Consider the following 22,200-nt stretch of genomic DNA (forward strand, 5'->3'; position numbering starts at 1 on the left):
CCTGAATCAGCTGTCGTTCTTCTGGTAGATGATGGCCTTGGTGCCGTTCTCGCAAGTGCCGACGATCATGGCGACGTCGTGCTTTTCGGCTTCCTCTTTGGAGACTATCTCCAGCGTGTAGGAGGGCACGGCATTCGCCTGAATCTTGATTTCGATCTCTTTCCTGAGTTCTTCGCAATCTTTGGGTGCCGCAAAGGCCGAAGTTGCCAGCACGCCACAGATAACCGCCAAAGCAAAACGTTTCATGGTTGAAGCTCCTGGGAGCAGTGCGCACGACGATGCGCGAAAGCTGCTGTCATTTATTCGACCACATTTTTGCCTGGCGGGTTCTGATTCTGCTCAAGTCGATCAGCTGACCAGCGACGCATCCAGGCTGATCTTCGCATTCAATACCTTCGACACCGGGCAACCTTCCTTGGCCTTGTTGCTCAGTTCTTCGAACTGCGCCTGGGTGGCGCCCGGAATCTTCGCCTTGAGAATCAGCTTCACTGCAGTGATCGCGAAACCGCCGTCAACCTGATCAAGGGTGACTTCGGCCTGGGTATCGATGCTGTCGGCCTTCAGCCCGGCGTCGCCGAGGATCATCGAGAATGCCATGGAGAAACAGCCGGCATGGGCGGCGCCGATCAGTTCTTCCGGGTTGGTACCCTTGCCGCCCTCGAAGCGGGCCTTGAAGCCGTACGGCGCTTCCCGCAGGACGCCGGTTTCGGTGGAGATCGAGCCGATGCCGGTTTTCAGGTCACCTTCCCAGTGTGCGGATGCCTTCTTCACGATAGCCATGTGTGCCTCCTTCAATTCGGGCGCGAAACGCCGCGCCGTCGTGGTTTTTGCCTGCAAGGCTTCTGAGGATAGACGCCGGAACAAAGTTCAGCCCGGCTGAATCGTTGACTTTTTTAGTAGGAAATTTCGGATCGGCTATTGAAACTCGGGTATATGCCCTTATTGCAGAGAACACGCTTATGAATTGGGCAGGTTTGCGTTCGTCAGGAACAAACCGGCGCCCTCAATCGGAGATGCAGGTTCATGAAGCAACTGTCCGACGTAAAGTTTTCCACCCTCGATCTGGTGCCGGTGCGCGAGAACGGCAGCCCGGCCCAGTCGCTGCGCAACTCGCTGGATCTGGCGCAGCATGTCGAGAGGTTCGGCTACACCCGGTTCTGGGTCGCCGAGCACCACAACATGGATGGCATCGCCAGTTCCGCCACGTCGGTGCTGCTGGGTTACCTGGCCGGCGGCACGTCGACCATCCGTGTCGGCTCCGGTGGCGTGATGCTGCCCAACCACGCGCCGCTGGTGATTGCCGAGCAGTTCGGCACCCTTGAAAGCCTGTATCCGGGGCGGATCGACCTCGGCCTGGGCCGTGCGCCAGGTTCCGACCAGATGACCGCCCGCGCCCTGCGCCGCGAGCGCTCCGGTAGCGCCGACGATTTCCCTGAAGACGTGGCCGAGCTGGTGCGCTTCCTCGGCCCGCGAACGCCGGATCAGCGGGTGATCGCGATGCCAGGCACTGGCACCAATGTGCCGATCTGGCTGCTCGGCTCCAGTCTGTTCAGTGCGCAACTGGCCGGCGAGCGCGGTTTGCCCTACGCCTTTGCCTCGCATTTCGCACCGCGCTTCATGCACGAGGCGATCCGCGTCTACCGCAATCACTTCAAGCCGTCGGCGGTGCTCGACAAGCCGTACGTGATGCTCGGCGTACCGCTTGTGGCGGCCGACACTGACGAGCAGGCCGACTACCTGGCGACCTCGGTGTACCAGCGAATTCTCGCGCTGATGCGTGGGCAAAGTCTGGTGCAGCGTCCGCCGGTGAAAACCATGGACGGCCTGTGGCTGCCACACGAACGTGAGGCGGTGGGCGATTTCCTCGGTCTGGCGATGGTCGGCAGCCCGCAGAAAATCCGCGCGAAACTGGAAGTGCTGATCGAACAGACCCAGGCCGATGAGCTCATTTTTACCTGCGACCTGTACGAACACGCCGATCGCCTGCATTCCTACGAATTGCTGGCGCAGGTGATGAAGGGCTGAGAGTTGTGTAAAAGATAGCCGGCTACAAAAAAGCCGACGCACTGCGTCGGCTTTTGCATTTCAGGCGCGATCAACCGCGTTTGTAGACGATTTCCTTGGTGCCGCCCTCGCACTTGCCGACGACCTTGCCGCCCGCTGCTGCACCTTTATCGACGATTTCCAGCGAATAACCGGAGACGTGTTTCGCATCCAGTTTTGCCGCGATCTCGGCTTTCACTTCTTCGCAAGGCTTGCCGGCAGCAAACGCACCACCCGCAAGGCTCAACAAACCTACTGCCAATATGAACTTCTTCATCGGTCGCACTCCCTGGTCGGATTAAAAGAGGCGGGCACCAAGTTCACTTGATGCGTCCACCCTGTAGCGCTTTGCCATTCCTATGGCATTCGGCCAGCGCGCAAGTTCAGAAGCGTAGCCCAAACTCAGCTGCTGGCAATCCGGAACCCGACTTTCAGGGTCACTTGAAAGTGGGCAGCCTTGCCGTCCTTGATGTGGCCGCGGGTATCGACCACTTCAAACCATTCCAGATGCTTGATGCTCTTGTTGGCCTCGGCCAGCGCGTTGTTGATGGCGTCTTCGATGCTGCTGGTGGACGAACCGACCAGCTCGACTTTCTTGTAGGTGTGATGGTCACTCATGGCGATCTCCTTGACGTGTGGATTTGAGCCTAGCAGCGATTTGCGCTGTTGATTTCGGTCGCCGGGAGAAACCGGAGTTCAGATTTTCTGCACTTTCCAGAACCCGTGAAGTCCCAAACAACACACGCCACTCATCACCAATGCAGGAGAGCCACCATGGCCAACACCTCGTTACGCAAAGCCTCGTTGCAAAGCATGGAAGCGGAGATCGAGAGTCTGCTCAAGTCGTTGGAAAGCCTGAAAGACGACGCTTCGGACGAGTCGCGCAAGACCCTCAAGGCGCTCAAGGGCAACGCCGAAAGTGCGCTGAAACATTCGCGCAGCCTGCTCAGCGATGCCTACGAAGAAGTCAAAGTCAAAACCCGCGAGACCGGGATCGCCACCCGCGATTACGCGCAGGAACATCCGTGGACGACCGCCGGTGTGGCGGTCGGTGCGCTGGGTCTGCTGGCCGCTTACTTGCTGTTCAAGCGCGGCGAGTGATCCGCCTGGCGCAGCTCGTTCCTGAGCCACTGCGCCAATTGCCGGGCGCGCCCGTCCGCGGCGCGCTTGGGTAGCCACAACGCCAGTTGCGCCGGGGTTTCGCAAAAACCCCATGGCGCGACCAGGCGCCCGGCCTTCAAGTCTTCGGTCACCAATGGCTCCGGCGCGATCGCCACGCCCAACCCGGCGACGGCCGCTTCCAGCAAGTAATACAAATGCTCGAAACCTTGCCCCAGCTTCAACGCCTTGGCGTCGAGGCTGTTTTGCTGCGCCCAGCTCGGCCAGGCTTGCGGGCGAGAGGTCGTGTGCAACAAGGGCTCGCCGAGCAAGGCCGCGGGCGGTGCTGATTTCAGGTGCTCGTAACCGCTGAACAGCGGGCTCATGACCGGCCCGATGCGTTCGCTGGCCAGCTCATAGACCTGCATGTCGGCCGGCCACGGCGGTTCGGCGAACAGCAGCAGCGCATCCAGTCCCGGGCGGCGCGGGTCGAGATCGCCTTCACCGGCGGACAAGTGCAGACGCAAATCCGGCAGATCGGCATTTAGCCTTCCCAGTCGCGGAATGAACCAGCGCGCCAGCAGGCTGCCCGAGCAGCCGAGCACGAACGGCGCGTCGGCGGTGCTTTGGGTCAGCTCGGCGCAGACGCTGCGCAAGCGGTCGAACGCCTCGCCGCTGGCGTCCCGCAGACGGATTCCGGCATCTGTGAGTTTCAAGCCGCGACCGTTCTTGACGAACAGGCTGACGCCAAGGTGCTCTTCCAGCACCTTGAGCTGGCGGCTGACCGCGCCGTGAGTGACGTGCAGCTGCTCGGCAGCCTGACTGACGCTGTTCAGTCGGGCGGTGGCTTCGAAGGCACGCAGGGCGTTCAGCGGAGGAAGGTCATGGCTCATGATATCTGTGAGTTTTCCTGACAGGTTGTGGCGATCTTATCGGTTTTCAGCCTGCAAGGTCAGGGGTAGAGTGAACGCCATTGTCTTCTCGTGAAATCCGCTGGAGCGAACCATGACCCAGACTTCGAACACCTCCGATCTGCGTAACGGCCCAGACGCCAACGGCCTGTTTGGCTCGTTCGGCGGCCGTTACGTTGCCGAAACCCTGATGCCGTTGATCCTCGATCTGGCCCGCGAATACGAAGCGGCCAAGGAAGATCCGGCGTTCAAAGAAGAACTGGCCTACTTCCAGCGCGACTACGTCGGTCGTCCGAGCCCGCTGTACTTCGCCGAGCGCCTGACCGAGTTCTGCGGTGGCGCCAAGATCTACCTCAAGCGTGAAGAGCTGAACCACACCGGCGCGCACAAGATCAACAACTGCATCGGCCAGATCCTGCTGGCGCGGCGTATGGGCAAGAAACGCATCATCGCCGAGACCGGCGCCGGCATGCACGGTGTGGCCACCGCCACCGTGGCTGCGCGTTTCGGTCTGGACTGCGTGATCTACATGGGCACCACCGACATCGAGCGCCAGCAGGCCAACGTGTTCCGCATGAAGCTGCTGGGCGCCGAGGTGATCCCGGTGGTCGCCGGCACCGGCACCCTGAAAGACGCGATGAACGAAGCGCTGCGTGACTGGGTGACCAACGTCGACAGCACCTTCTACCTGATCGGCACCGTAGCCGGCCCGCACCCTTATCCAGCCATGGTTCGCGACTTCCAGGCGGTGATCGGCAAGGAAACCCGCGAGCAGCTGCAAGCCCAGGAAGGTCGTCTGCCGGACAGCCTGGTGGCGTGCATCGGTGGCGGCTCCAACGCCATGGGCCTGTTCCACCCGTTCCTCGACGACAAGAGCGTGGAAATCATCGGCGTCGAAGCTGCCGGTTACGGCATCGAGACCGGCAAGCACGCGGCCAGCCTTAACGGCGGTGTACCGGGCGTGTTGCACGGCAACCGTACCTTCCTGCTGCAGGACGACGATGGCCAGATCATCGACGCCCACTCGATTTCCGCCGGCCTCGACTATCCGGGCATCGGCCCTGAGCACGCCTGGTTGCATGACATCGGCCGCGTCCAGTACACCTCGGTGACCGACGACGAAGCCCTCGCTGCGTTCCACCAGTGCTGCCGCCTCGAAGGCATCATCCCGGCACTGGAAAGCGCCCATGCCCTGGCCGAAGTATTCAAACGCGCACCGAAGCTGCCGAAGGATCACCTGATGGTGGTCAACCTGTCCGGACGCGGCGACAAAGACATGCAGACCGTCATGCACCACATGGAACAATCGCAGCAGGAGAAACACTGATGAGCCGCCTGCAAACCCGCTTTGCCGAACTCAAGGAACAGAACCGCGCCGCCCTGGTGACCTTCGTCACTGCCGGCGATCCGGATTACGACACCTCGCTGGCGATCCTCAAAGGTCTGCCGAAAGCCGGTGCCGACGTGATTGAACTGGGCATGCCGTTCACCGACCCGATGGCCGACGGCCCGGCGATTCAGCTGGCGAACATCCGTGCCTTGGGCGCCAAGCAGAACCTGATCAAAACCCTGCAAATGGTTCGCGAGTTCCGCAAGGACAACAGCGACACGCCGCTGGTGCTGATGGGTTACTTCAACCCGATCCACAAGTTCGGCGTCGAGCGCTTCATCGCCGAAGCCAAAGAAGCTGGCGTTGACGGTCTGATCGTGGTCGACATGCCACCAGAGCACAATTCGGAGCTGTGCGACCCGGCCCAGGCTGCCGGCATCGACTTCATCCGTCTGACCACGCCAACCACCGATGACGCACGTTTGCCGAAAGTGCTGAACGGCAGCTCCGGCTTCGTTTACTACGTGTCGGTCGCCGGTGTGACCGGTGCCGGTGCGGCGACTCTGGAACACGTCGAGGAAGCCGTGGCGCGCCTGCGTCGGCATACCGACCTGCCGATCAGCATCGGTTTCGGTATCCGTACGCCGGAGCAAGCCGCGTCCATCGCGCGTCTGGCCGATGGCGTGGTGGTGGGCTCGGCACTGATCGATCACATCGCCAATGCGACCACTCCGGCTCAGGCCATCGACGGCGTTCTGAGCCTTTGCTCGGCGTTGTCCGAGGGCGTGCGTAAGGCCCGCGTCAGCTGAAGGTAAAGTTCCTGATACAGAGGAATTAGCGCCTCGCGGCACAGACTAATCAAGCAAGACCGAGGGATTCAGAGCCACGTTCTGAGTCCCTTTTTGCTGTCAGTGCAGTGAGGAAAACCCATGAAAATGCCGAAACGTCTGATTGCCAGTCTGGGCGTGCTGATGATCAGCGCCACGCCGCTGCTGGCCAGCGCCGACCCACGCGACGATCACGACCACGGCGGCCCGCAACAGGGCCATTACGACGATCGCGGTGGCGATCATCATGATTGGCAAAGCAGCCATCGGGGCGGCCCGCCACCTCGAGACTTCGGGCCGGTGCGTCAGGTGATCCGTGACAATCACGGCTACTTCGTTCGCGGTGCGCCGCCACCGCCGGGCATTCGCCTGGAACGCGGTCGGCCGTTGCCCCACGGTTATTACGGCGAGCGGCTGGATGCTCGGGCGTTGGGGCGTTTGCCGGTGTATCCGGGCTATGAATGGCGCCGGGCCGGTGGCGATATCGTGTTGATCGCGGTCGGTACCGGGATCGTCTACGAAATTCTGGATGGCGTTCTGTACTGATTTGCAGGCAATAAAAAAGACCGCAGCCTTTTTCAGGCTGCGGTCTTTTGTTTTTCAGGGCCGTTGTTTTCAGGGCAATTCCAGGCCGCCCGAGGCTTTGTGCAGTTTGCGCAAATGCTCGCCGATCTGTTTCACGTTGGCCTCGTTGGCGGCAATCTCTGCCGCTCGCTTCGGTTCCAGCAGCGCACGCACTTCCTTGTCCAGATCACCGCTCAGCACCAACAGCTGTTTCTGGCGCTGGCTGCTTTCAGCTTCCAGTCGGCTGAACTCGCTCGGTTGCGGCAAGCCATAACCACGAGAATCGAGCAGTTCCGCCGGGCGACTGAGGAAGCCGCTGTTGGCGAGGATCTGCTGCAGCGTCGCGTTGGCTTTATCCATGCCGCCGTTTTCCAGCTCCCGGGCACCGAGGTAGCGTTGCTTGACCTCATCCTGGGCCAACAGCAACTGGCGACGGAAACTCGCCTGCTCCAACAAGAGCAACGCAGCGCTGGTACGCAGGTCCGCGCGTTCGAACCATGGCCGCCGCTCTTCGGCAGACAGCGACAACCACTCCTCGACGCTGGTCTGCTTGATCGGCAATTGCTTCTTCAGCACCTCGAACATCGCCTGATAGCGATCGCGGAACGAGTCGAAACGGTAACCCAGACGCAGCGCCTCTTTGGGATTATCGAGGACGCTGGTATCCGCCAGGCCCCGGCCTTTGAGCACTTCCAGCAGGCCGTTGGGCATGATGCTGTCGAGGCCGACAAGCTGCGAGTTGTTGCTGCCGCTGCGCAGCAGCTTCAGGCTTTCCACCGCGCAGTTGTTGGACAGGAAGAAGTAATTGCCGTCGTAGCTCCAGTGCATTTCGGCGGCGTGTTCGACTACGTCTTCGATCTCGCTGCGCGAAAGGTTCAGCGGCACCGAGGCGAGGCTGCGCAGTTCGGTCTTGGTGTATTCGTCGATCACCTGCGCCAGTGGCAGGACAAACAGGCGCGACGGATATTTGCCGACCAGTCCGTCCCAGCTCGACAGCTGCACATCGCCGACGAATGCGCGGTAGGACAGCACCAGATGCTGGTCCAGGTCCAGTCGGCAGTCCGGCCCGCGCGGCCGGCCCGGTGCACAGATCACCAGGCGCAACATGCTGTGCCCCCAACGGCTGACCCAATTCTGATTCGCTTCGGCCAGCAGGTAGTCGATGGCGTAGACCCGTTCCGGATCGACCTGGCCCAGTGGCTGTTTGGCAAAGTCGTTGCCGGCATTGAGGAACGCGAAGGATTTGGCGCAGGTGTCCTTTTCCGGCGGCGCCCAGCCGAAGTGTTCCTTGTAATAGCGGTACAGCGCCGGGCGGCGGCAGGCGTAGCTCGGGTCGAGGAGGAAATACTCCATGTTGACCGCGACGAATTCCTTCGGACTGGAGATCTCGTACAGGTCCGGGCTGCGGGCGATCTGCCGGTTGTGCTGTTCACGTTCGCCACGGCGGCCGACATATTGCTGCCAGCCAGCGAGGTCGAGCAGGCGCGGATCATCGCTGAGGGTGAAGCGCCGGTCGTTCTGGCCACGGCACTCGTCCGGCAGGCCGATCAGTCCGGCACTGTTGTTGCGGCGCGTGCAGCGCTGGATCAGTGTGCGTTCGGCGGCTGGCCACAGGCGTGCGCGGTCGTAAATGTGGGTGATTTCGTGCAGCACCGTGGCCAGCAATTCCTGCCGCACGGTGCCGTGGGGGCGACTGGTCTTTTGTTTGGCCGCGCTGCCGTCGGTGAGACTGGCGAGCAGCTTGCGGTTCAGGTCCAGCTCGGAAACAAGAGCCGCCTCACCGTAGGCATTGTCGGGCATCTCGTCGGTCCAGCCGACATCGATGCGTCGATCCAGGCGTTCGATGAAGCTGGGCGGCAGTTTCTGCATTGCTTCATCGAGCAGCGCCTGGCTGGCCTGTTGTTGGGCGGGGCTCAGACCCTCGGTCTTGAGCCGCAGTTGCAGGCTGGCGTGGGCGTTGCTGCCGATCAGCAGCAGCGCCCCGGCCAGCAGCCAGGCGCTGAGAGATTTCACAATGCGAGGATGGCTTCGGCGAGTACCTGGTCGCTGGCGTCGCGGGCTTCCGGCACGCGGGTGCGCAAGGTGTTGAGGGCGGCTTCCAGATGCGCGCCACGGATATCACCGTTGCTGGCGACGAAGCTGGCGGCGTCGTCGTGGGCTTCGCGGATGATTTTCGAATCGCGGATCGACGTGGTTGTGTCGGAAGTGAAATCGATGGTGCGCTGGGAGGCACGAACGATGATGTTACTGGTGGCTACCAGGGTGTGCGCCTGGGCCATATCGGCCAACAACAGCAGGCCAAGGGCGGCAGCAATCAGCGGGCTACGCATGGAACGACTCCGAAGGGGACAAGAATAACTATTGGACGAGAATTGCCTGTGCCAGTTCAAGGTCGCTTACATGAAGTTTCGGCCGGGATTTACGCAGGTAATGCAGTGCGGATTCCAGCTGGGCGCCTCGTAATTGGCCGTCACTGGCAACGAATGCCGCGGCATCGTCGTGGGCGGCGAGCACTAGTTTACGGTCGAAAGGCGCAGAAGACACCATGCTGGTGGCGTAACCGCTGACAACGGTGTTTTGCGTCGAGACATCAAAGGCATCGACCGAGGTCGTCCAGCAGGCAGTGAGCAGAACAGAAGGGATAAGCAGATTTTGATAAAAACGCATGGGTCTCAGGAGCTGTTAGCGAGTCCCAAGGCTAGCGCAATGCCCGGTCCAGAGCCAGTGGCGAAACATCGGGACACGGCTGGCGTGTCCCTTCCAGCAACGTCGGATCAGATCGCCAGGATGGCTTGTGCCAGTTGTGCGTCGGTCGCATTCAGTTGCGGGGCCTGATGGCGGATAAGATCCAGGGCACTTTCCAGTTTCACGCCGCGAATCTGGCCTTGGCTGGCAACGAAGCTGGCAGCATCGTCACGGGCAGCGATAACGACTTTGTTGTCACGCAGCGAAGAGCTGACGTCGGAAGTAGCATCCGAAGAGGACTTCAGTGCACCAACAACGGCGTCGGTGGTCACGATGAAGCTGGTAGCGCTGGCATTGGCAGCCACGGCCAGCAGGGCGGCAGCGCTGAGCAGGCGAAGACGGGACATGGTGTAACTCCTCTGGAAATTTCGTATTGAGAGGTGGCTTGGTGTCTGAGGAGTCAGACGCCAGTCGCACGGCATTCGCCACGTTCTGCCCGGATATTAGGCCTGTGTGGGAGGTTTCGCACAGAGGGCAAAATGCTAGCGCCAGAAGGGTTTCTCCAGCTCGTTCAGTCGATCCGCGTGGCTGAGGCCGAGATCGGCGAGATCCCGCCCATCGAGTTGAGCCAGCAGGCGCCTTGTCCTGGCGCGCTCCAGGCCTTGCCAGAAGCCTTTGAATAGCCGCCGTACAAGACCGCAGCGGGGAGAGCGATCGACCGTAACTGCTGAAACATCCTGTAAGTGATTCATGACGTCTTCCTTAAGTCAGCGGAGGCGGAAGGTCATGTTGATCTCAATGCAGTGAGCTCGGCAGATACACCGTGGCAAAATTGTACTGGTTCAGTTTTAATTTTTTAGAAACTGTACCTGTCTGCGATACAGCCACCTGTATCGCATGTTTTTCGACCCCCAAACGACAAGACCCGTCGCGGTTTCCCGCGACGGGTCTTGTGTGTTCAATTCGGGTTGCTGGCGGTGGGTCTGGTGACCAGAGCCAGCGACGCTACTTAGCGCCAGAACGGCTTGCTGAGCTCTTCGTAGCGTTGTGCTTCGCTGATACCGGCGTCAGCCAGCAGACGCGAATCCAGACGAGCCAGTTGATGGCGGCTGGAGATGCGGCGCTGCCACAACATCAGGTTGGCGATAACGCGCAGAGGCAGGGAAGCCTGGGTTTTTGCAGCTTTGTCTTCGAAGAACAGTTCGGAACTGAGTGTACGTTCCATGGTTGACATCCTTCCGCTTGTGGCGGGATCAGGTAGTGGTTTAACTGGTGCCCATGATCCTCTCGTTTGGCCAGACTCTCTAGATACAGTTCACTTGTATTGTGAGTGACCAGTTAACTGTTTATAGGGGGTGTACGGGTCAAAATCGCGCAAACTGTACCTGTCTGCGCCTATTTGGTGCATTTTTGCTCAATTCGATGATGCGAGTAGGTAAAAGCTGTAGGAAAAGACCGGTACAGCAGTACAGTTTTTGACGAGATCGGAAGTTTTCAAATTTCCGCTGGCGAAACTGTGTTTGCGCCAGCGGAATATCTGTGCGGATCACGCCTTCAGCATGTGCCCGGTTTCTTCCAGATTGATGTGCCAACTCAGGGCGTCACGCAGAATGTGCGGGGTGTGGCCGCCGATGGCGCAGGCTTTGTCGAAGTAATCATTCAGCGCCTGGCGGTAGTCCGGGTGCACACAGTTGTCGATGATGACCCGGGCGCGTTCCCGTGGCGCCAGGCCACGCAGGTCGGCCAGGCCCACTTCGGTTACCAGGATGTCAACGTCATGCTCGGTGTGGTCAATGTGACTGACCATCGGCACCACGCTGGAAATCGCGCCGCCCTTGGCGATCGACTTGGTCACGAACACCGCCAGATGCGCGTTGCGTGCGAAGTCGCCCGAGCCACCAATCCCGTTCATCATCCGCGTGCCGCAGACGTGAGTGGAGTTGACGTTGCCATAGATGTCGAACTCGAGCGCCGTGTTGATGCCGATGATGCCCAGGCGCCGCACCACCTCCGGGTGGTTGGAGATTTCCTGCGGGCGCAACACCAGTTTGTCTTTGTACTTCTCCAGGTTGCCGAACACGTCGCTGTTGCGCCGCTCCGACAGGGTGATCGAACTGCCCGAGGCGAAGCTCAGCTTGCCCGCATCGATCAGGTCGAAAGTCGAGTCCTGCAGCACTTCGGAGTACATGGTCAGGTCTTCGAAGGGCGAATCGATCAGCCCGCACATCACCGCGTTGGCAATGTTGCCGATCCCGGCCTGCAGCGGGCCGAGCTTGTTGGTCATGCGTCCGGCATCGACTTCCTGCTTGAGGAAGGTGATCAGGTGATCGGCGATGGCTTTGGTGTCGACATCCGGCGACGAGACGGTAGACGGCGAATCCGACTGCTGGGTGATGACGATGGCGACAATCTTCTCCGGAGGAATCGGGATCGCGGTGCTGCCGATGCGGTCGTCGACCTTTACCAGCGGAATTGGCGTGCGGGTCGGACGATAGGTCGGGATATAGATGTCATGCAGACCTTCGAGGTTGGCGTTGTGCGCCAGGTTGATCTCGACGATCACGTGTTTGGCGAAGATCGCGAAGCTCGCCGAGTTGCCCACCGAAGTGGTCGGCACGATGTGGCCCTGTTCGGTGATGGCCACAGCTTCGATCACGGCGATGTCCGGCAGCTTCAGTTGCTGGTTGCGCAGTTGTTCGACGGTTTCCGACAGATGCTGGTCGATGAACATCACTTCGCCGGCGTTGATCGCCTTGCGCAGCGTGCTGTCGACCTGGAACGGCATGCGCCGGGACAGGACGCCGGCCTCGGTCAGTTGCTTGTCGAGGTCGTTGCCCAGGCTGGCACCGGTCATCAGGCTGATCTTCAGCGGCGTGACCTTGGCTCGCTCGGCCAGTGCATGGGGAACGGCCTTGGCTTCGCCGGCGCGGGTGAAGCCGCTCATGCCGACGGTCATGCCGTCCTCAATCAGCGCAGCGGCGTCGGCGGCGCTCATCACTTTATCCAACAACGAAGGCAGGCGAATACGGTCACGGTACATGGATTATTTTCTCGGGCAGCGAGTAGCAGGATGCGCAGTCTAGTGAATTTCGCGGGCGCCTGTCCCGCTACCAAGGTCGCAAACGAGGTGTCTATTTAGCGGGTTTCAAGTAAAACACCGTTACCGGATCTGCAACAACGCGGCAAATTGTCCGACGGTTTTTGCAAAACGAAAACGCCCCGACAAGTCGGGGCGTCCGGTATTGCAGTGAGCGATTTACTCGACCGCTTTGACCATGTCTTCGATGACTTTCTTCGCGTCGCCGAAGACCATCATGGTCTTGTCCAGGTAGAACAGTTCGTTGTCCAGACCGGCATAGCCGCTGGCCATCGATCGCTTGTTGACGATGATGGTCTTGGCCTTGAACGCCTCGAGGATCGGCATGCCGGCAATCGGCGATTTCGGATCGTTCTTCGCGGCCGGGTTGACCACGTCGTTGGCGCCGAGCACCAGCACCACGTCGGCCTGGCCGAACTCGGAGTTGATGTCTTCCATCTCGAACACCTGGTCGTACGGCACTTCGGCCTCGGCCAGCAGCACGTTCATGTGGCCAGGCATCCGACCGGCCACCGGGTGGATCGCGTACTTCACGGTCACGCCATGGTGGGTCAGCTTCTCGGTCAGCTCTTTCAAGGCGTGCTGTGCACGGGCCACCGCCAGACCGTAACCCGGAACGATGATCACGGTGTCGGCGTTGGTCAGCAGGAAGGTTGCGTCGTCAGCCGAGCCGGATTTCACCGGACGGGCTTCCTTCTCACCGGCAGGGCCGGAGTCTGCTGTATTGCCGAAACCGCCGAGCAGTACATTAAAGAAGGAACGGTTCATCGCCTTGCACATGATGTACGAGAGGATCGCACCGCTCGAACCCACCAGGGAGCCGGCAATGATCAGCATCGAGTTGTTCAGCGAGAAGCCGATACCCGCTGCCGCCCAGCCGGAATAGCTGTTGAGCATCGACACTACCACCGGCATGTCGGCGCCACCAATCGGGATGATGATCAGCACGCCCATGACGAACGCCAGGGCCAGCATCAGTGCGAATGCAGCAAGGTTGCCGGTCAGCATGAAGGTCACGCCGAGGATCAGCGTCGCCAGACCCAGTACCGCGTTCAGCTTGTGCTGACCGCTGAACTGTACCGGTGCGCCCTGGAACAGGCGGAACTTGTACTTGCCCGACAGCTTGCCGAAGGCGATCACCGAACCGGAGAAGGTGATGGCACCAATGGCCGCACCAAGGAACAGCTCCAGACGGTTGCCCGCCGGGATCGAGTCGCCCAGTTGCTTGACGATGCCCAGCGACTGAGGCTCGACCACCGCTGCGATGGCGATGAACACTGCCGCGAGGCCGATCATGCTGTGCATGAACGCAACCAGTTCCGGCATCTTGGTCATTTCAACGCGCTTGGCCATGATCGAACCGGCGGTGCCGCCGATCAGCAGGCCGACGATCACGTAGCCAATACCGGCGGTGGCCAGCTCAGCCCCGAGCTTATAGATGAGGCCGATGGTGGTCAGGATCGCCAACGCCATGCCGAGCATGCCGAACAGGTTGCCGCGGCGCGACGTGGTCGGGTGCGACAGGCCTTTGAGGGCCTGGATGAAGCAGATCGACGCGATCAGGTAGAGCGTCGTGACGAGGTTCATGCTCATTACTTAGGCGCCTCTTCTTTTGCTTTCGGGGCTTTCTTCTTGAACATCTCAAGCATGCGGCGGGTGACCAGGAAGCCACCGAACACGTTGACCGCGGCCAGTGCTACGGCGAGGGTGCCCATGGTCTTGCCCAGCGGGGTGACGGTCAGGGCGGCCGCGAGCATGGCGCCGACGATCACGATCGCCGAAATGGCGTTGGTCACCGCCATCAGTGGCGTGTGCAATGCGGGTGTAACGTTCCAGACCACGTGGTAACCGACATAAATCGCCAGCACGAAGATGATCAGGTTGTAGATACCGGGGGAGATAAGCTCTTCCATCGTCTGAATCCCTGCTTAGGCGTTTTTGCGGATGACTTGGCCGTCGCGGCACATCAGGCACGCGGCGACGATGTCGTCTTCGAGGTTCACTTCGAACTGGCCTTCTTTGGTGAATACCAGCTTCAGGAAGTCCAGCAGGTTGCGTGCGTACAGTGCCGAGGCGTCTGCGGCGACTTCACCGGCGAGGTTGGTCGGGCCGACGATGGTCACGCCGTTTTCGATCACGACCTGATCGGCCACGGTCAGCGGGCAGTTGCCACCCTGGGCGGCCGCGAGGTCGATGACCACCGAGCCGGGTTTCATCTGCGCCACAGTGTCCGCGCTCAACAGCACCGGTGCCTTGCGGCCCGGGATCAGTGCGGTGGTGATGACGATGTCAGCCTGCTTGGCGCGCTCGTGCACGGCCTGGGCCTGACGCTGCATCCAGCTCGCCGGCATCGGACGCGCGTAACCGCCGACACCGACCGCGCATTCGCGTTCTTCATCGGTCTCGTAAGGCACGTCGACGAATTTGGCGCCGAGGGATTCGATCTGTTCCTTCACGGCCGGACGTACGTCGGACGCTTCGATGACAGCACCCAGACGTTTCGCCGTGGCAATCGCCTGCAACCCGGCCACACCAGCCCCCAGAATCAGCACGCGCGCCGCTTTCACGGTGCCCGCAGCGGTCATCAGCATCGGCATGAAGCGCGGATAGTAGTGAGCGGCCAGCAGCACGGCTTTATAGCCGGCAATATTCGCCTGGGACGACAGCACGTCGAGGCTCTGGGCCCGGGAGGTACGTGGCGCCGCTTCCAGGGCGAACGCGGTAATCCCGCACTCGGCCATCTTCGCGATGGTGTCGTTGTTGAACGGGTTGAGCATGCCCACCAGCACCGTGCCGCGCTTGATCAGCGTCAGTTCGGCATCGCTTGGCGCGACCACTTTGAGAATCAGCTCGGCGCCAAACGCGTCATTGGCACTGCCAATGGTTGCGCCTGCCGCTTCATAGGCACTGTCGACAACGCTGGCTTTAACGCCGGCGCCGGTTTGCACAGTGACCTTATGACCTTGGCTGATCAGCTTTTTAATGGTTTCCGGGGTTGCAGCAACCCGTGTTTCACCGGTCTGGGTTTCGAGAGGAACACCAATGTGCACGTCAAATCTCCTGCGTGATCTTATTGAGTAAACCCATGCACTACGGATGGTGCGACTGGGGCGGCCGATCAGCACGATCCCGCCGAATCAGGGCGGGGCGCGGCATTTTGCAGGCGAAGTTTATGCCCTTCAAGGGATTATGACGGGTGACGGAAAATTAACTACAAGTCATCCCGTGACCGAATGTCGCAGATGGCCAGTTGAATCCCTTGCAGGCCGTGCCTTTCAAGGAGTCTGGATGAATTTGAAGAATTTTCTCATCGGTGACGTGAATAGGCCGCAATGAGTCGCGAATGAGGGCGCAAAGCCACGCCGGCAGGCGCTTGTGGGACGTCTGTACGACTTTCGGATACAGTCTGTCGATTTGCGACAAATAGTTATATCTGTAGGGCTTTGAATATCCTGACTACGGGGTTAGTAATCGCTGAGAGCCTTTATCCTTCTGGGTTGTAGCTGTGTGCCTGGTTCACCAGCCAGTCGCGAAATGCCTTGAGTGACGCGGATTCGACCTTTCGCTCCGGAATCATCAGGTAATACGCCTTGATGCTGGAGAGCGCATTAGGGTTGGCTATCACCAGGCGTTTCTCGGCCAATTCGCGCTGGATCAGGAACGGTGGGATCAGCGCGATCCCCATGTCGTGCATGGCTGCCTGGGCCAGCATGGAGAATAGCTCGTAGCGCGGACCTGTCATGTCGCGGGGGATGTTCAGGTGTTGCGAGTTGAACCACTGTCGCCAGGCATAGGGGCGGGTGGTTTGCTGGAGCAGAGGGAGATCGGCGATTTCATCGGGAGTCAGATGCGCCTTGTTACCGAGCAGGGCGGGACTGCACACCGGCATCGGATTCTCCCCCATCAGCCTGTGGGATTCAGTACCGGACCAGTCGGCATCACCGAAGTAGATGGCGGCATCGAAATCGGTGTCGGCAAACAGGAACGGGCGGGTGCGGTTGGTCAGGTTGACCGTGACCTCCGGATGTTTGAGCTGGAAGTCCTTGAGTCTTGGTAGCAGCCATTGCGTTCCGAAGGTGGGCACCACAGCGAGCTCGATCACGTTGGTGCCCTGCTGACCCATCACTGAAAGCGTGTCGCGCTCCACGGCATCGAGTTGGGTGGCAACCCGGCGGCTGTAGGAAAGCCCCGCTTCCGTCAGCTTCACTCCGCGTCGCGAACGTCGGAACAGTTCGACGCTGAGGAAGTCCTCAAGGCTGGCGATCTGTCGGCAAATGGCGCCCTGGGTGAGGGAAAGTTCTTCGGCGGCCTTGGTAAAGCTCTCGTGACGAGCGGCTGCCTCGAAGCTGATCAGGGCGGTGGTGCTGGGTATCTTGCGGCGCATGTACGTCAACCTCACTAATACGCCGCAAATAAGGCATTTGGCGACGTTTCGGAGTGAGAAATTAGCACAACAGGATGCGAAATCCTCGTTTGCCCGGAGGGCGAAGCGGGCCTAGGATCAATGCCACGTTAATTCACCCGATTTGCGAGGACTCACTCATGGGCGGTAAAGCTAGCTTCAACTGGATCGATCCACTGCTGCTGGATCAACAGCTGACTGAAGAAGAACGCATGATCCGCGACACTGCCGAGCAATTCGCTCAGCAGAGCCTCGCGCCGCGTATTCTTGAAGCCTTCCGCCATGAGAAGACTGACCCGGCGATCTTTCGTGAGATGGGTGAAGTTGGCCTGTTGGGTGCGACCATCCCCGAGCAGTACGGTGGCAGCGGCCTCAACTATGTCAGCTACGGCCTGATTGCCCGTGAAGTCGAGCGCGTGGATTCCGGCTACCGTTCGATGATGAGCGTGCAGTCTTCGCTGGTGATGGTGCCGATCAATGAATTCGGTACCGAAGCACAGAAGCAGAAGTACCTGCCGAAGCTGGCTTCCGGCGAGTGGATCGGCTGCTTCGGTCTGACCGAGCCGAACCATGGTTCCGACCCGGGCGCGATGATTACGCGTGCACGCAAAGTCGAAGGCGGCTACAGCCTGGCCGGCGCCAAGATGTGGATCACCAACAGTCCGATCGCCGATGTGTTCGTGGTCTGGGCCAAGGACGACGCCGGCGATATTCGCGGTTTTGTATTGGAGAAGGGCTGGAAAGGCTTGAGCGCTCCGGCGATTCACGGCAAGGTCGGCCTGCGGGCTTCGATCACTGGTGAGATCGTCATGGACAACGTGTTCGTACCGGAAGAAAACATCTTCCCGGACGTGCGTGGTCTGAAAGGTCCGTTTACCTGCCTCAATTCTGCACGTTATGGCATCTCCTGGGGGGCGCTGGGTGCGGCCGAGTTCTGCTGGCACACCGCTCGCCAGTACACCCTGGATCGCCAACAGTTCGGCCGTCCGCTGGCCGCTACTCAGTTGATCCAGAAGAAGCTGGCCGACATGCAGACCGAAATCACTCTGGCACTGCAAGGCTGCCTGCGTCTGGGTCGCATGAAAGATGAAGGCACTGCTGCGGTTGAAATCACTTCGATCATGAAGCGCAACTCCTGCGGCAAATCGCTGGATATCGCTCGCATGGCCCGTGACATGTTGGGCGGTAACGGCATCTCTGATGAGTTCGGGGTGGCCCGTCACCTGGTCAACCTGGAAGTGGTAAATACCTACGAAGGTACTCACGACGTTCACGCGCTGATCCTCGGCCGTGCGCAGACCGGCCTGCAGGCGTTCTATTAACAGGAGAGCGACCATGGGCGCGCTGTCGCATCTGCGGGTACTGGATTTATCGCGTGTGCTGGCCGGCCCGTGGGCTGGTCAGATTCTTGCCGACCTTGGGGCGGAAGTGATCAAGGTCGAGCGCCCCGGTAATGGTGACGATACCCGTGCCTGGGGGCCGCCCTTCCTGAAAGACGCGTATGGTGAGAACACCAGCGAGGCGGCTTATTACCTGTCGGCCAACCGTAACAAGCAATCGGTGACGATTGACTTCACGCGTCCCGAAGGTCAGAAGCTTGTGCGGGAGCTGGCAGCCAAGTCCGACATCCTGATCGAGAACTTCAAGGTCGGTGGGTTGGCGGCTTATGGTCTGGACTATGAGTCGCTGAAGGCGATCAATCCGGATCTGATTTATTGCTCGATCACCGGTTTCGGTCAGACCGGGCCGTATGCCAAACGCGCGGGTTATGACTTCATGATCCAGGGGCTCGGCGGGTTGATGAGCCTGACCGGGAAACCCGAGGGTGATGAGGGTGCCGGGCCGGTGAAAGTGGGTGTGGCGCTCACGGATATCCTCACCGGGCTGTATTCGACCGTGGCGATCCTGGCAGCGCTGGCTCACCGCGATCACGATGGTGGTGGTCAGCACATTGATATGGCGCTGCTGGATGTTCAGGTGGCGTGCTTGGCTAACCAGGCGATGAACTACCTGACGACGGGCAATGCGCCAAAGCGGCTGGGCAATGCGCATCCGAATATTGTGCCGTACCAGGATTTTCCTACGGCTGATGGCGACTTCATTCTCACGGTGGGTAATGACGGGCAGTTCCGCAAATTCGCCGAGGTGGCGGGGCAACCGCAGTGGGCGGACGATCCGCGTTTCGTGACCAATAAGCTGAGAGTGGCGAACCGGGCGGTGCTGATTCCGTTGATCCGTCAGGCGACAGTTTTCAAGACGACCGCCGAGTGGGTGTCTCAACTGGAGCAGGCGGGCGTGCCGTGTGGGCCGATCAATGATCTGTCGCAGGTGTTCGAGGATCCACAGGTGAAGTCTCGCGGGCTGGCGATTGAGTTGCCTCATGCGTTGGCGGGGATGGTGCCGCAGGTGGCCAGCCCGATTCGGTTGTCTCGGACGCCTGTCGAGTATCGTCGTGCGCCTCCTTTGTTGGGCGAGCATACACTGGAGGTTTTGCAGCGGGTGCTGGGTCTGGGAGCGGGGGCGGTGGCTGCGATGAAAGAGAATGGAGTGCTCTGAAGGTTCTCTCTATATAGAAGGGGTATTGAGTCCTTCTTCTATATAGAGGGTATTGAGCGTTTTTTGGTCTATCTGCAAGTTATTGAAAGAAAACCAAATTAAGGGTTGACGGCAGATTCTGAGTCTCTATAATTCGCCCCACTTCCGGCGCAGTCGAAACGGAAAACTCCTTGAGATTCAATGAGTTATGCAGATTTCGATAGTGAGTTGCTTCAGATCATCGAAGCCTGGAAGGAGTTGGAAATGCCGGTTTGTCTGGTGCTTTCAACGGTTCGGTCTTCTCGATCGAAAGCGGAGAAAAAGAGGTGTTGACAGCAGCGTGTAACGCTGTAGAATTCGCCTCCCGCTAACGAGAGATCGGAAGCGCAAGTGGTTGAAGTTGTTGAAGAAATCTTCGAAAACTTCTGAAAATAATCACTTGACAGCAAATGAGGCTGCTGTAGAATGCGCGCCTCGGTTGAGACGAAAGATCTTAACCAACCGCTCTTTAACAACTGAATCAAGCAATTCGTGTGGGTGCTTGTGGGGTCAGACTGATAGTCAACAAGATTATCAGCATCACAAGTTACTCCGCGAGAAATCAAAGATGTAACCAACGATTGCTGAGCCAAGTTTAGGGTTTCTTAAAAACCCAAAGATGTTTGAACTGAAGAGTTTGATCATGGCTCAGATTGAACGCTGGCGGCAGGCCTAACACATGCAAGTCGAGCGGATGAAGGGAGCTTGCTCCTGGATTCAGCGGCGGACGGGTGAGTAATGCCTAGGAATCTGCCTGGTAGTGGGGGACAACGTTTCGAAAGGAACGCTAATACCGCATACGTCCTACGGGAGAAAGCAGGGGACCTTCGGGCCTTGCGCTATCAGATGAGCCTAGGTCGGATTAGCTAGTTGGTGAGGTAATGGCTCACCAAGGCGACGATCCGTAACTGGTCTGAGAGGATGATCAGTCACACTGGAACTGAGACACGGTCCAGACTCCTACGGGAGGCAGCAGTGGGGAATATTGGACAATGGGCGAAAGCCTGATCCAGCCATGCCGCGTGTGTGAAGAAGGTCTTCGGATTGTAAAGCACTTTAAGTTGGGAGGAAGGGTTGTAGATTAATACTCTGCAATTTTGACGTTACCGACAGAATAAGCACCGGCTAACTCTGTGCCAGCAGCCGCGGTAATACAGAGGGTGCAAGCGTTAATCGGAATTACTGGGCGTAAAGCGCGCGTAGGTGGTTCGTTAAGTTGGATGTGAAATCCCCGGGCTCAACCTGGGAACTGCATCCAAAACTGGCGAGCTAGAGTATGGTAGAGGGTGGTGGAATTTCCTGTGTAGCGGTGAAATGCGTAGATATAGGAAGGAACACCAGTGGCGAAGGCGACCACCTGGACTGATACTGACACTGAGGTGCGAAAGCGTGGGGAGCAAACAGGATTAGATACCCTGGTAGTCCACGCCGTAAACGATGTCAACTAGCCGTTGGGAGCCTTGAGCTCTTAGTGGCGCAGCTAACGCATTAAGTTGACCGCCTGGGGAGTACGGCCGCAAGGTTAAAACTCAAATGAATTGACGGGGGCCCGCACAAGCGGTGGAGCATGTGGTTTAATTCGAAGCAACGCGAAGAACCTTACCAGGCCTTGACATCCAATGAACTTTCCAGAGATGGATTGGTGCCTTCGGGAACATTGAGACAGGTGCTGCATGGCTGTCGTCAGCTCGTGTCGTGAGATGTTGGGTTAAGTCCCGTAACGAGCGCAACCCTTGTCCTTAGTTACCAGCACGTTATGGTGGGCACTCTAAGGAGACTGCCGGTGACAAACCGGAGGAAGGTGGGGATGACGTCAAGTCATCATGGCCCTTACGGCCTGGGCTACACACGTGCTACAATGGTCGGTACAAAGGGTTGCCAAGCCGCGAGGTGGAGCTAATCCCATAAAACCGATCGTAGTCCGGATCGCAGTCTGCAACTCGACTGCGTGAAGTCGGAATCGCTAGTAATCGCGAATCAGAATGTCGCGGTGAATACGTTCCCGGGCCTTGTACACACCGCCCGTCACACCATGGGAGTGGGTTGCACCAGAAGTAGCTAGTCTAACCTTCGGGAGGACGGTTACCACGGTGTGATTCATGACTGGGGTGAAGTCGTAACAAGGTAGCCGTAGGGGAACCTGCGGCTGGATCACCTCCTTAATCGACGACATCAGCTGCTCCATAAGTTCCCACACGAATTGCTTGATTCATTGAAGAAGACGAAAGAAGCAGCCCGAAATTGGGTCTGTAGCTCAGTTGGTTAGAGCGCACCCCTGATAAGGGTGAGGTCGGCAGTTCGAATCTGCCCAGACCCACCAATTTTGTGTGGGAAACGCCTGTAGAAATACGGGGCCATAGCTCAGCTGGGAGAGCGCCTGCCTTGCACGCAGGAGGTCAGCGGTTCGATCCCGCTTGGCTCCACCACTACTGCTTCTGAAGTAAGAGCTTAGAAATGAGCATTCCATCGTGTGATGGTGAATGTTGATTTCTAGTCTTTGACTAGTTCGTTCTTTAAAAATTTGGGTATGTGATAGAAAGATAGACTGAACGCCACTTTCACTGGTGGTGATCAGGCTAAGGTAAAATTTGTGAGTTCTCTTAGTTGAGAAATTCGAATTTTCGGCGAATGTCGTCTTCACAGTATAACCAGATTGCTTGGGGTTATAT

The 22,200-nt window shown here is 59.1% G+C and carries 23 protein-coding genes, 2 tRNA genes and 1 rRNA gene; 10 read left to right on the forward strand and 16 right to left on the reverse strand.

Translation table 11 applies throughout. The annotated features are described in order from the left end of the window. Positions 1 to 6: 6 nt before the first annotated feature. Together DLD99_RS00500 and DLD99_RS00505 are read right to left on the reverse strand one after the other, a co-directional pair. A complete protein-coding gene (locus DLD99_RS00500; protein WP_085713012.1) occupies positions 7 to 246 on the reverse strand; it encodes a DUF1161 domain-containing protein in 240 nt (79 codons plus the stop codon). A gap of 102 nt (positions 247 to 348) precedes the next feature. Further along, positions 349 to 780, reverse strand: coding sequence for an OsmC family protein (locus tag DLD99_RS00505; RefSeq protein WP_011331817.1), 432 nt, complete (start codon positions 778 to 780; stop codon positions 349 to 351). A gap of 243 nt (positions 781 to 1,023) precedes the next feature. Here DLD99_RS00505 and DLD99_RS00510 point away from each other — a divergent pair, with 243 nt between their 5' ends. Then, entirely contained in the window at positions 1,024 to 2,025 is a 1,002-nt protein-coding gene (locus DLD99_RS00510) for an LLM class flavin-dependent oxidoreductase (RefSeq protein ID WP_114880910.1), read from the forward strand. Positions 2,026 to 2,095: 70 nt separating this feature from the next. On the opposite strand, the gene DLD99_RS00515 is transcribed toward DLD99_RS00510, so the two are convergent. Both DLD99_RS00515 and DLD99_RS00520 read right to left on the reverse strand, forming a co-directional pair. After that, a complete protein-coding gene (locus tag DLD99_RS00515; protein ID WP_085713011.1) occupies positions 2,096 to 2,320 on the reverse strand; it encodes a DUF1161 domain-containing protein in 225 nt (74 codons plus the stop codon). 125 nt (positions 2,321 to 2,445) lie between these two features. Then, entirely contained in the window at positions 2,446 to 2,661 is a 216-nt protein-coding gene (locus tag DLD99_RS00520; RefSeq protein WP_003220389.1) for a dodecin, read from the reverse strand. Positions 2,662 to 2,817: 156 nt separating this feature from the next. Here DLD99_RS00520 and DLD99_RS00525 point away from each other — a divergent pair, with 156 nt between their 5' ends. Next, positions 2,818 to 3,144: an ElaB/YgaM/YqjD family protein gene (locus DLD99_RS00525; protein WP_007953918.1), complete on the forward strand. Its 327-nt coding sequence runs from the start codon at positions 2,818 to 2,820 to the stop codon at positions 3,142 to 3,144. Here DLD99_RS00525 and DLD99_RS00530 read toward each other — a convergent pair. After that, positions 3,117 to 4,034, reverse strand: a complete 918-nt coding sequence (locus DLD99_RS00530; RefSeq protein WP_114880911.1) for a LysR family transcriptional regulator — start codon at positions 4,032 to 4,034, stop codon at positions 3,117 to 3,119. The genes DLD99_RS00525 and DLD99_RS00530 overlap by 28 nt on opposite strands. 112 nt (positions 4,035 to 4,146) lie before the next feature. On the opposite strand from DLD99_RS00530, the gene trpB reads away from it, so the two are divergent. The 3 genes from trpB (at position 4,147) to DLD99_RS00545 (ending at position 6,755) form a co-directional block, all read left to right on the forward strand. Then, complete coding sequence (gene trpB / locus DLD99_RS00535) at positions 4,147 to 5,379, forward strand: tryptophan synthase subunit beta (protein WP_114880912.1); 1,233 nt, start codon at positions 4,147 to 4,149, stop codon at positions 5,377 to 5,379. Next, entirely contained in the window at positions 5,379 to 6,191 is an 813-nt protein-coding gene (gene trpA / locus DLD99_RS00540) for a tryptophan synthase subunit alpha (RefSeq protein ID WP_085713008.1), read from the forward strand. The genes trpB and trpA overlap by 1 nt, the downstream gene beginning before the upstream one ends. A gap of 120 nt (positions 6,192 to 6,311) precedes the next feature. Further along, entirely contained in the window at positions 6,312 to 6,755 is a 444-nt protein-coding gene (locus tag DLD99_RS00545) for an anti-virulence regulator CigR family protein (RefSeq protein ID WP_114880913.1), read from the forward strand. Positions 6,756 to 6,824: 69 nt separating this feature from the next. On the opposite strand, the gene DLD99_RS00550 is transcribed toward DLD99_RS00545, so the two are convergent. From DLD99_RS00550 to DLD99_RS00600, 11 genes are all read right to left on the reverse strand, one after another. Further along, positions 6,825 to 8,786 carry a DUF7844 domain-containing protein gene (locus DLD99_RS00550; protein WP_085713006.1) on the reverse strand — a complete coding sequence of 654 codons (1,962 nt, stop codon included), beginning with the start codon at positions 8,784 to 8,786 and terminating at the stop codon, positions 6,825 to 6,827. Next, entirely contained in the window at positions 8,783 to 9,103 is a 321-nt protein-coding gene (locus DLD99_RS00555; RefSeq protein WP_065260625.1) for a DUF2388 domain-containing protein, read from the reverse strand. The genes DLD99_RS00550 and DLD99_RS00555 overlap by 4 nt, the downstream gene beginning before the upstream one ends. A 28-nt stretch (positions 9,104 to 9,131) precedes the next feature. Further along, complete coding sequence (locus tag DLD99_RS00560; RefSeq protein ID WP_114880914.1) at positions 9,132 to 9,440, reverse strand: DUF2388 domain-containing protein; 309 nt, start codon at positions 9,438 to 9,440, stop codon at positions 9,132 to 9,134. Positions 9,441 to 9,547: 107 nt separating this feature from the next. Continuing rightward, positions 9,548 to 9,865 (reverse strand): DUF2388 domain-containing protein, encoded by a 318-nt coding sequence (locus tag DLD99_RS00565; RefSeq protein ID WP_114880915.1) that lies wholly within the window; start codon positions 9,863 to 9,865, stop codon positions 9,548 to 9,550. Positions 9,866 to 10,000: 135 nt separating this feature from the next. Further along, positions 10,001 to 10,210, reverse strand: a complete 210-nt coding sequence (locus DLD99_RS00570; protein ID WP_114880916.1) for a DUF1127 domain-containing protein — start codon at positions 10,208 to 10,210, stop codon at positions 10,001 to 10,003. Between the two features lie 257 nt (positions 10,211 to 10,467). Beyond that, entirely contained in the window at positions 10,468 to 10,683 is a 216-nt protein-coding gene (locus DLD99_RS00575; RefSeq protein ID WP_003220409.1) for a DUF1127 domain-containing protein, read from the reverse strand. A gap of 321 nt (positions 10,684 to 11,004) precedes the next feature. Beyond that, on the reverse strand, positions 11,005 to 12,498 hold the full coding sequence (locus DLD99_RS00580; protein ID WP_114880917.1) for an acetyl-CoA hydrolase/transferase family protein: 1,494 nt from the start codon (positions 12,496 to 12,498) through the stop codon (positions 11,005 to 11,007). A gap of 216 nt (positions 12,499 to 12,714) precedes the next feature. After that, entirely contained in the window at positions 12,715 to 14,148 is a 1,434-nt protein-coding gene (locus DLD99_RS00585) for an NAD(P)(+) transhydrogenase (Re/Si-specific) subunit beta (protein ID WP_114880918.1), read from the reverse strand. Beyond that, complete coding sequence (locus DLD99_RS00590) at positions 14,148 to 14,468, reverse strand: NAD(P) transhydrogenase subunit alpha part 2 (RefSeq protein ID WP_003220416.1); 321 nt, start codon at positions 14,466 to 14,468, stop codon at positions 14,148 to 14,150. Before DLD99_RS00590 ends, DLD99_RS00585 begins: the two co-directional genes overlap by 1 nt. A 15-nt stretch (positions 14,469 to 14,483) precedes the next feature. Beyond that, on the reverse strand, positions 14,484 to 15,605 hold the full coding sequence (locus DLD99_RS00595; protein ID WP_114880919.1) for a Re/Si-specific NAD(P)(+) transhydrogenase subunit alpha: 1,122 nt from the start codon (positions 15,603 to 15,605) through the stop codon (positions 14,484 to 14,486). A 434-nt stretch (positions 15,606 to 16,039) separates the two neighbouring features. Continuing rightward, positions 16,040 to 16,939 carry a LysR family transcriptional regulator gene (locus tag DLD99_RS00600; protein WP_114880920.1) on the reverse strand — a complete coding sequence of 300 codons (900 nt, stop codon included), beginning with the start codon at positions 16,937 to 16,939 and terminating at the stop codon, positions 16,040 to 16,042. A gap of 158 nt (positions 16,940 to 17,097) precedes the next feature. Here DLD99_RS00600 and DLD99_RS00605 point away from each other — a divergent pair, with 158 nt between their 5' ends. The 5 genes from DLD99_RS00605 to DLD99_RS00630 all read left to right on the forward strand — a co-directional run bounded on the left by DLD99_RS00605 (position 17,098) and on the right by DLD99_RS00630 (position 21,957). Then, positions 17,098 to 18,279: an acyl-CoA dehydrogenase gene (locus DLD99_RS00605; RefSeq protein ID WP_114880921.1), complete on the forward strand. Its 1,182-nt coding sequence runs from the start codon at positions 17,098 to 17,100 to the stop codon at positions 18,277 to 18,279. Between the two features lie 13 nt (positions 18,280 to 18,292). After that, on the forward strand, positions 18,293 to 19,513 hold the full coding sequence (locus DLD99_RS00610) for a CaiB/BaiF CoA transferase family protein (protein ID WP_114880922.1): 1,221 nt from the start codon (positions 18,293 to 18,295) through the stop codon (positions 19,511 to 19,513). A 643-nt stretch (positions 19,514 to 20,156) separates the two neighbouring features. Next, positions 20,157 to 21,693: ribosomal RNA gene (locus tag DLD99_RS00620) — 16S ribosomal RNA — on the forward strand. Between the two features lie 81 nt (positions 21,694 to 21,774). Further along, positions 21,775 to 21,851, forward strand: a tRNA-Ile gene (locus DLD99_RS00625). A 30-nt stretch (positions 21,852 to 21,881) separates the two neighbouring features. Beyond that, a tRNA-Ala gene (locus DLD99_RS00630) sits at positions 21,882 to 21,957 on the forward strand. Positions 21,958 to 22,200: the final 243 nt, after the last annotated feature.

Origin of the sequence: Pseudomonas kribbensis, assembly GCF_003352185.1 — a bacterium.
In the GTDB taxonomy this organism is placed as follows: Bacteria; Pseudomonadota; Gammaproteobacteria; order Pseudomonadales; family Pseudomonadaceae; genus Aquipseudomonas; species Aquipseudomonas kribbensis.

What these genes read in the sequence shown, in the direction of transcription:
- DLD99_RS00500 (WP_085713012.1), bottom strand. Translation starts at nt 246, where the DNA reads ATGAAACGTTTTGCTTTGGCGGTTATCTGTGGCGTGCTGGCAACTTCG.
- DLD99_RS00505 (WP_011331817.1), bottom strand. Translation starts at nt 780, where the DNA reads ATGGCTATCGTGAAGAAGGCATCCGCACACTGGGAAGGTGACCTGAAA.
- DLD99_RS00510 (WP_114880910.1), top strand. Translation starts at nt 1,024, where the DNA reads ATGAAGCAACTGTCCGACGTAAAGTTTTCCACCCTCGATCTGGTGCCG.
- DLD99_RS00515 (WP_085713011.1), bottom strand. Translation starts at nt 2,320, where the DNA reads ATGAAGAAGTTCATATTGGCAGTAGGTTTGTTGAGCCTTGCGGGTGGT.
- DLD99_RS00520 (WP_003220389.1), bottom strand. Translation starts at nt 2,661, where the DNA reads ATGAGTGACCATCACACCTACAAGAAAGTCGAGCTGGTCGGTTCGTCC.
- DLD99_RS00525 (WP_007953918.1), top strand. Translation starts at nt 2,818, where the DNA reads ATGGCCAACACCTCGTTACGCAAAGCCTCGTTGCAAAGCATGGAAGCG.
- DLD99_RS00530 (WP_114880911.1), bottom strand. Translation starts at nt 4,034, where the DNA reads ATGAGCCATGACCTTCCTCCGCTGAACGCCCTGCGTGCCTTCGAAGCC.
- trpB (WP_114880912.1), top strand. Translation starts at nt 4,147, where the DNA reads ATGACCCAGACTTCGAACACCTCCGATCTGCGTAACGGCCCAGACGCC.
- trpA (WP_085713008.1), top strand. Translation starts at nt 5,379, where the DNA reads ATGAGCCGCCTGCAAACCCGCTTTGCCGAACTCAAGGAACAGAACCGC.
- DLD99_RS00545 (WP_114880913.1), top strand. Translation starts at nt 6,312, where the DNA reads ATGAAAATGCCGAAACGTCTGATTGCCAGTCTGGGCGTGCTGATGATC.
- DLD99_RS00555 (WP_065260625.1), bottom strand. Translation starts at nt 9,103, where the DNA reads ATGCGTAGCCCGCTGATTGCTGCCGCCCTTGGCCTGCTGTTGTTGGCC.
- DLD99_RS00560 (WP_114880914.1), bottom strand. Translation starts at nt 9,440, where the DNA reads ATGCGTTTTTATCAAAATCTGCTTATCCCTTCTGTTCTGCTCACTGCC.
- DLD99_RS00565 (WP_114880915.1), bottom strand. Translation starts at nt 9,865, where the DNA reads ATGTCCCGTCTTCGCCTGCTCAGCGCTGCCGCCCTGCTGGCCGTGGCT.
- DLD99_RS00570 (WP_114880916.1), bottom strand. Translation starts at nt 10,210, where the DNA reads ATGAATCACTTACAGGATGTTTCAGCAGTTACGGTCGATCGCTCTCCC.
- DLD99_RS00575 (WP_003220409.1), bottom strand. Translation starts at nt 10,683, where the DNA reads ATGGAACGTACACTCAGTTCCGAACTGTTCTTCGAAGACAAAGCTGCA.
- DLD99_RS00580 (WP_114880917.1), bottom strand. Translation starts at nt 12,498, where the DNA reads ATGTACCGTGACCGTATTCGCCTGCCTTCGTTGTTGGATAAAGTGATG.
- DLD99_RS00585 (WP_114880918.1), bottom strand. Translation starts at nt 14,148, where the DNA reads ATGAGCATGAACCTCGTCACGACGCTCTACCTGATCGCGTCGATCTGC.
- DLD99_RS00590 (WP_003220416.1), bottom strand. Translation starts at nt 14,468, where the DNA reads ATGGAAGAGCTTATCTCCCCCGGTATCTACAACCTGATCATCTTCGTG.
- DLD99_RS00600 (WP_114880920.1), bottom strand. Translation starts at nt 16,939, where the DNA reads ATGCGCCGCAAGATACCCAGCACCACCGCCCTGATCAGCTTCGAGGCA.
- DLD99_RS00605 (WP_114880921.1), top strand. Translation starts at nt 17,098, where the DNA reads ATGGGCGGTAAAGCTAGCTTCAACTGGATCGATCCACTGCTGCTGGAT.
- DLD99_RS00610 (WP_114880922.1), top strand. Translation starts at nt 18,293, where the DNA reads ATGGGCGCGCTGTCGCATCTGCGGGTACTGGATTTATCGCGTGTGCTG.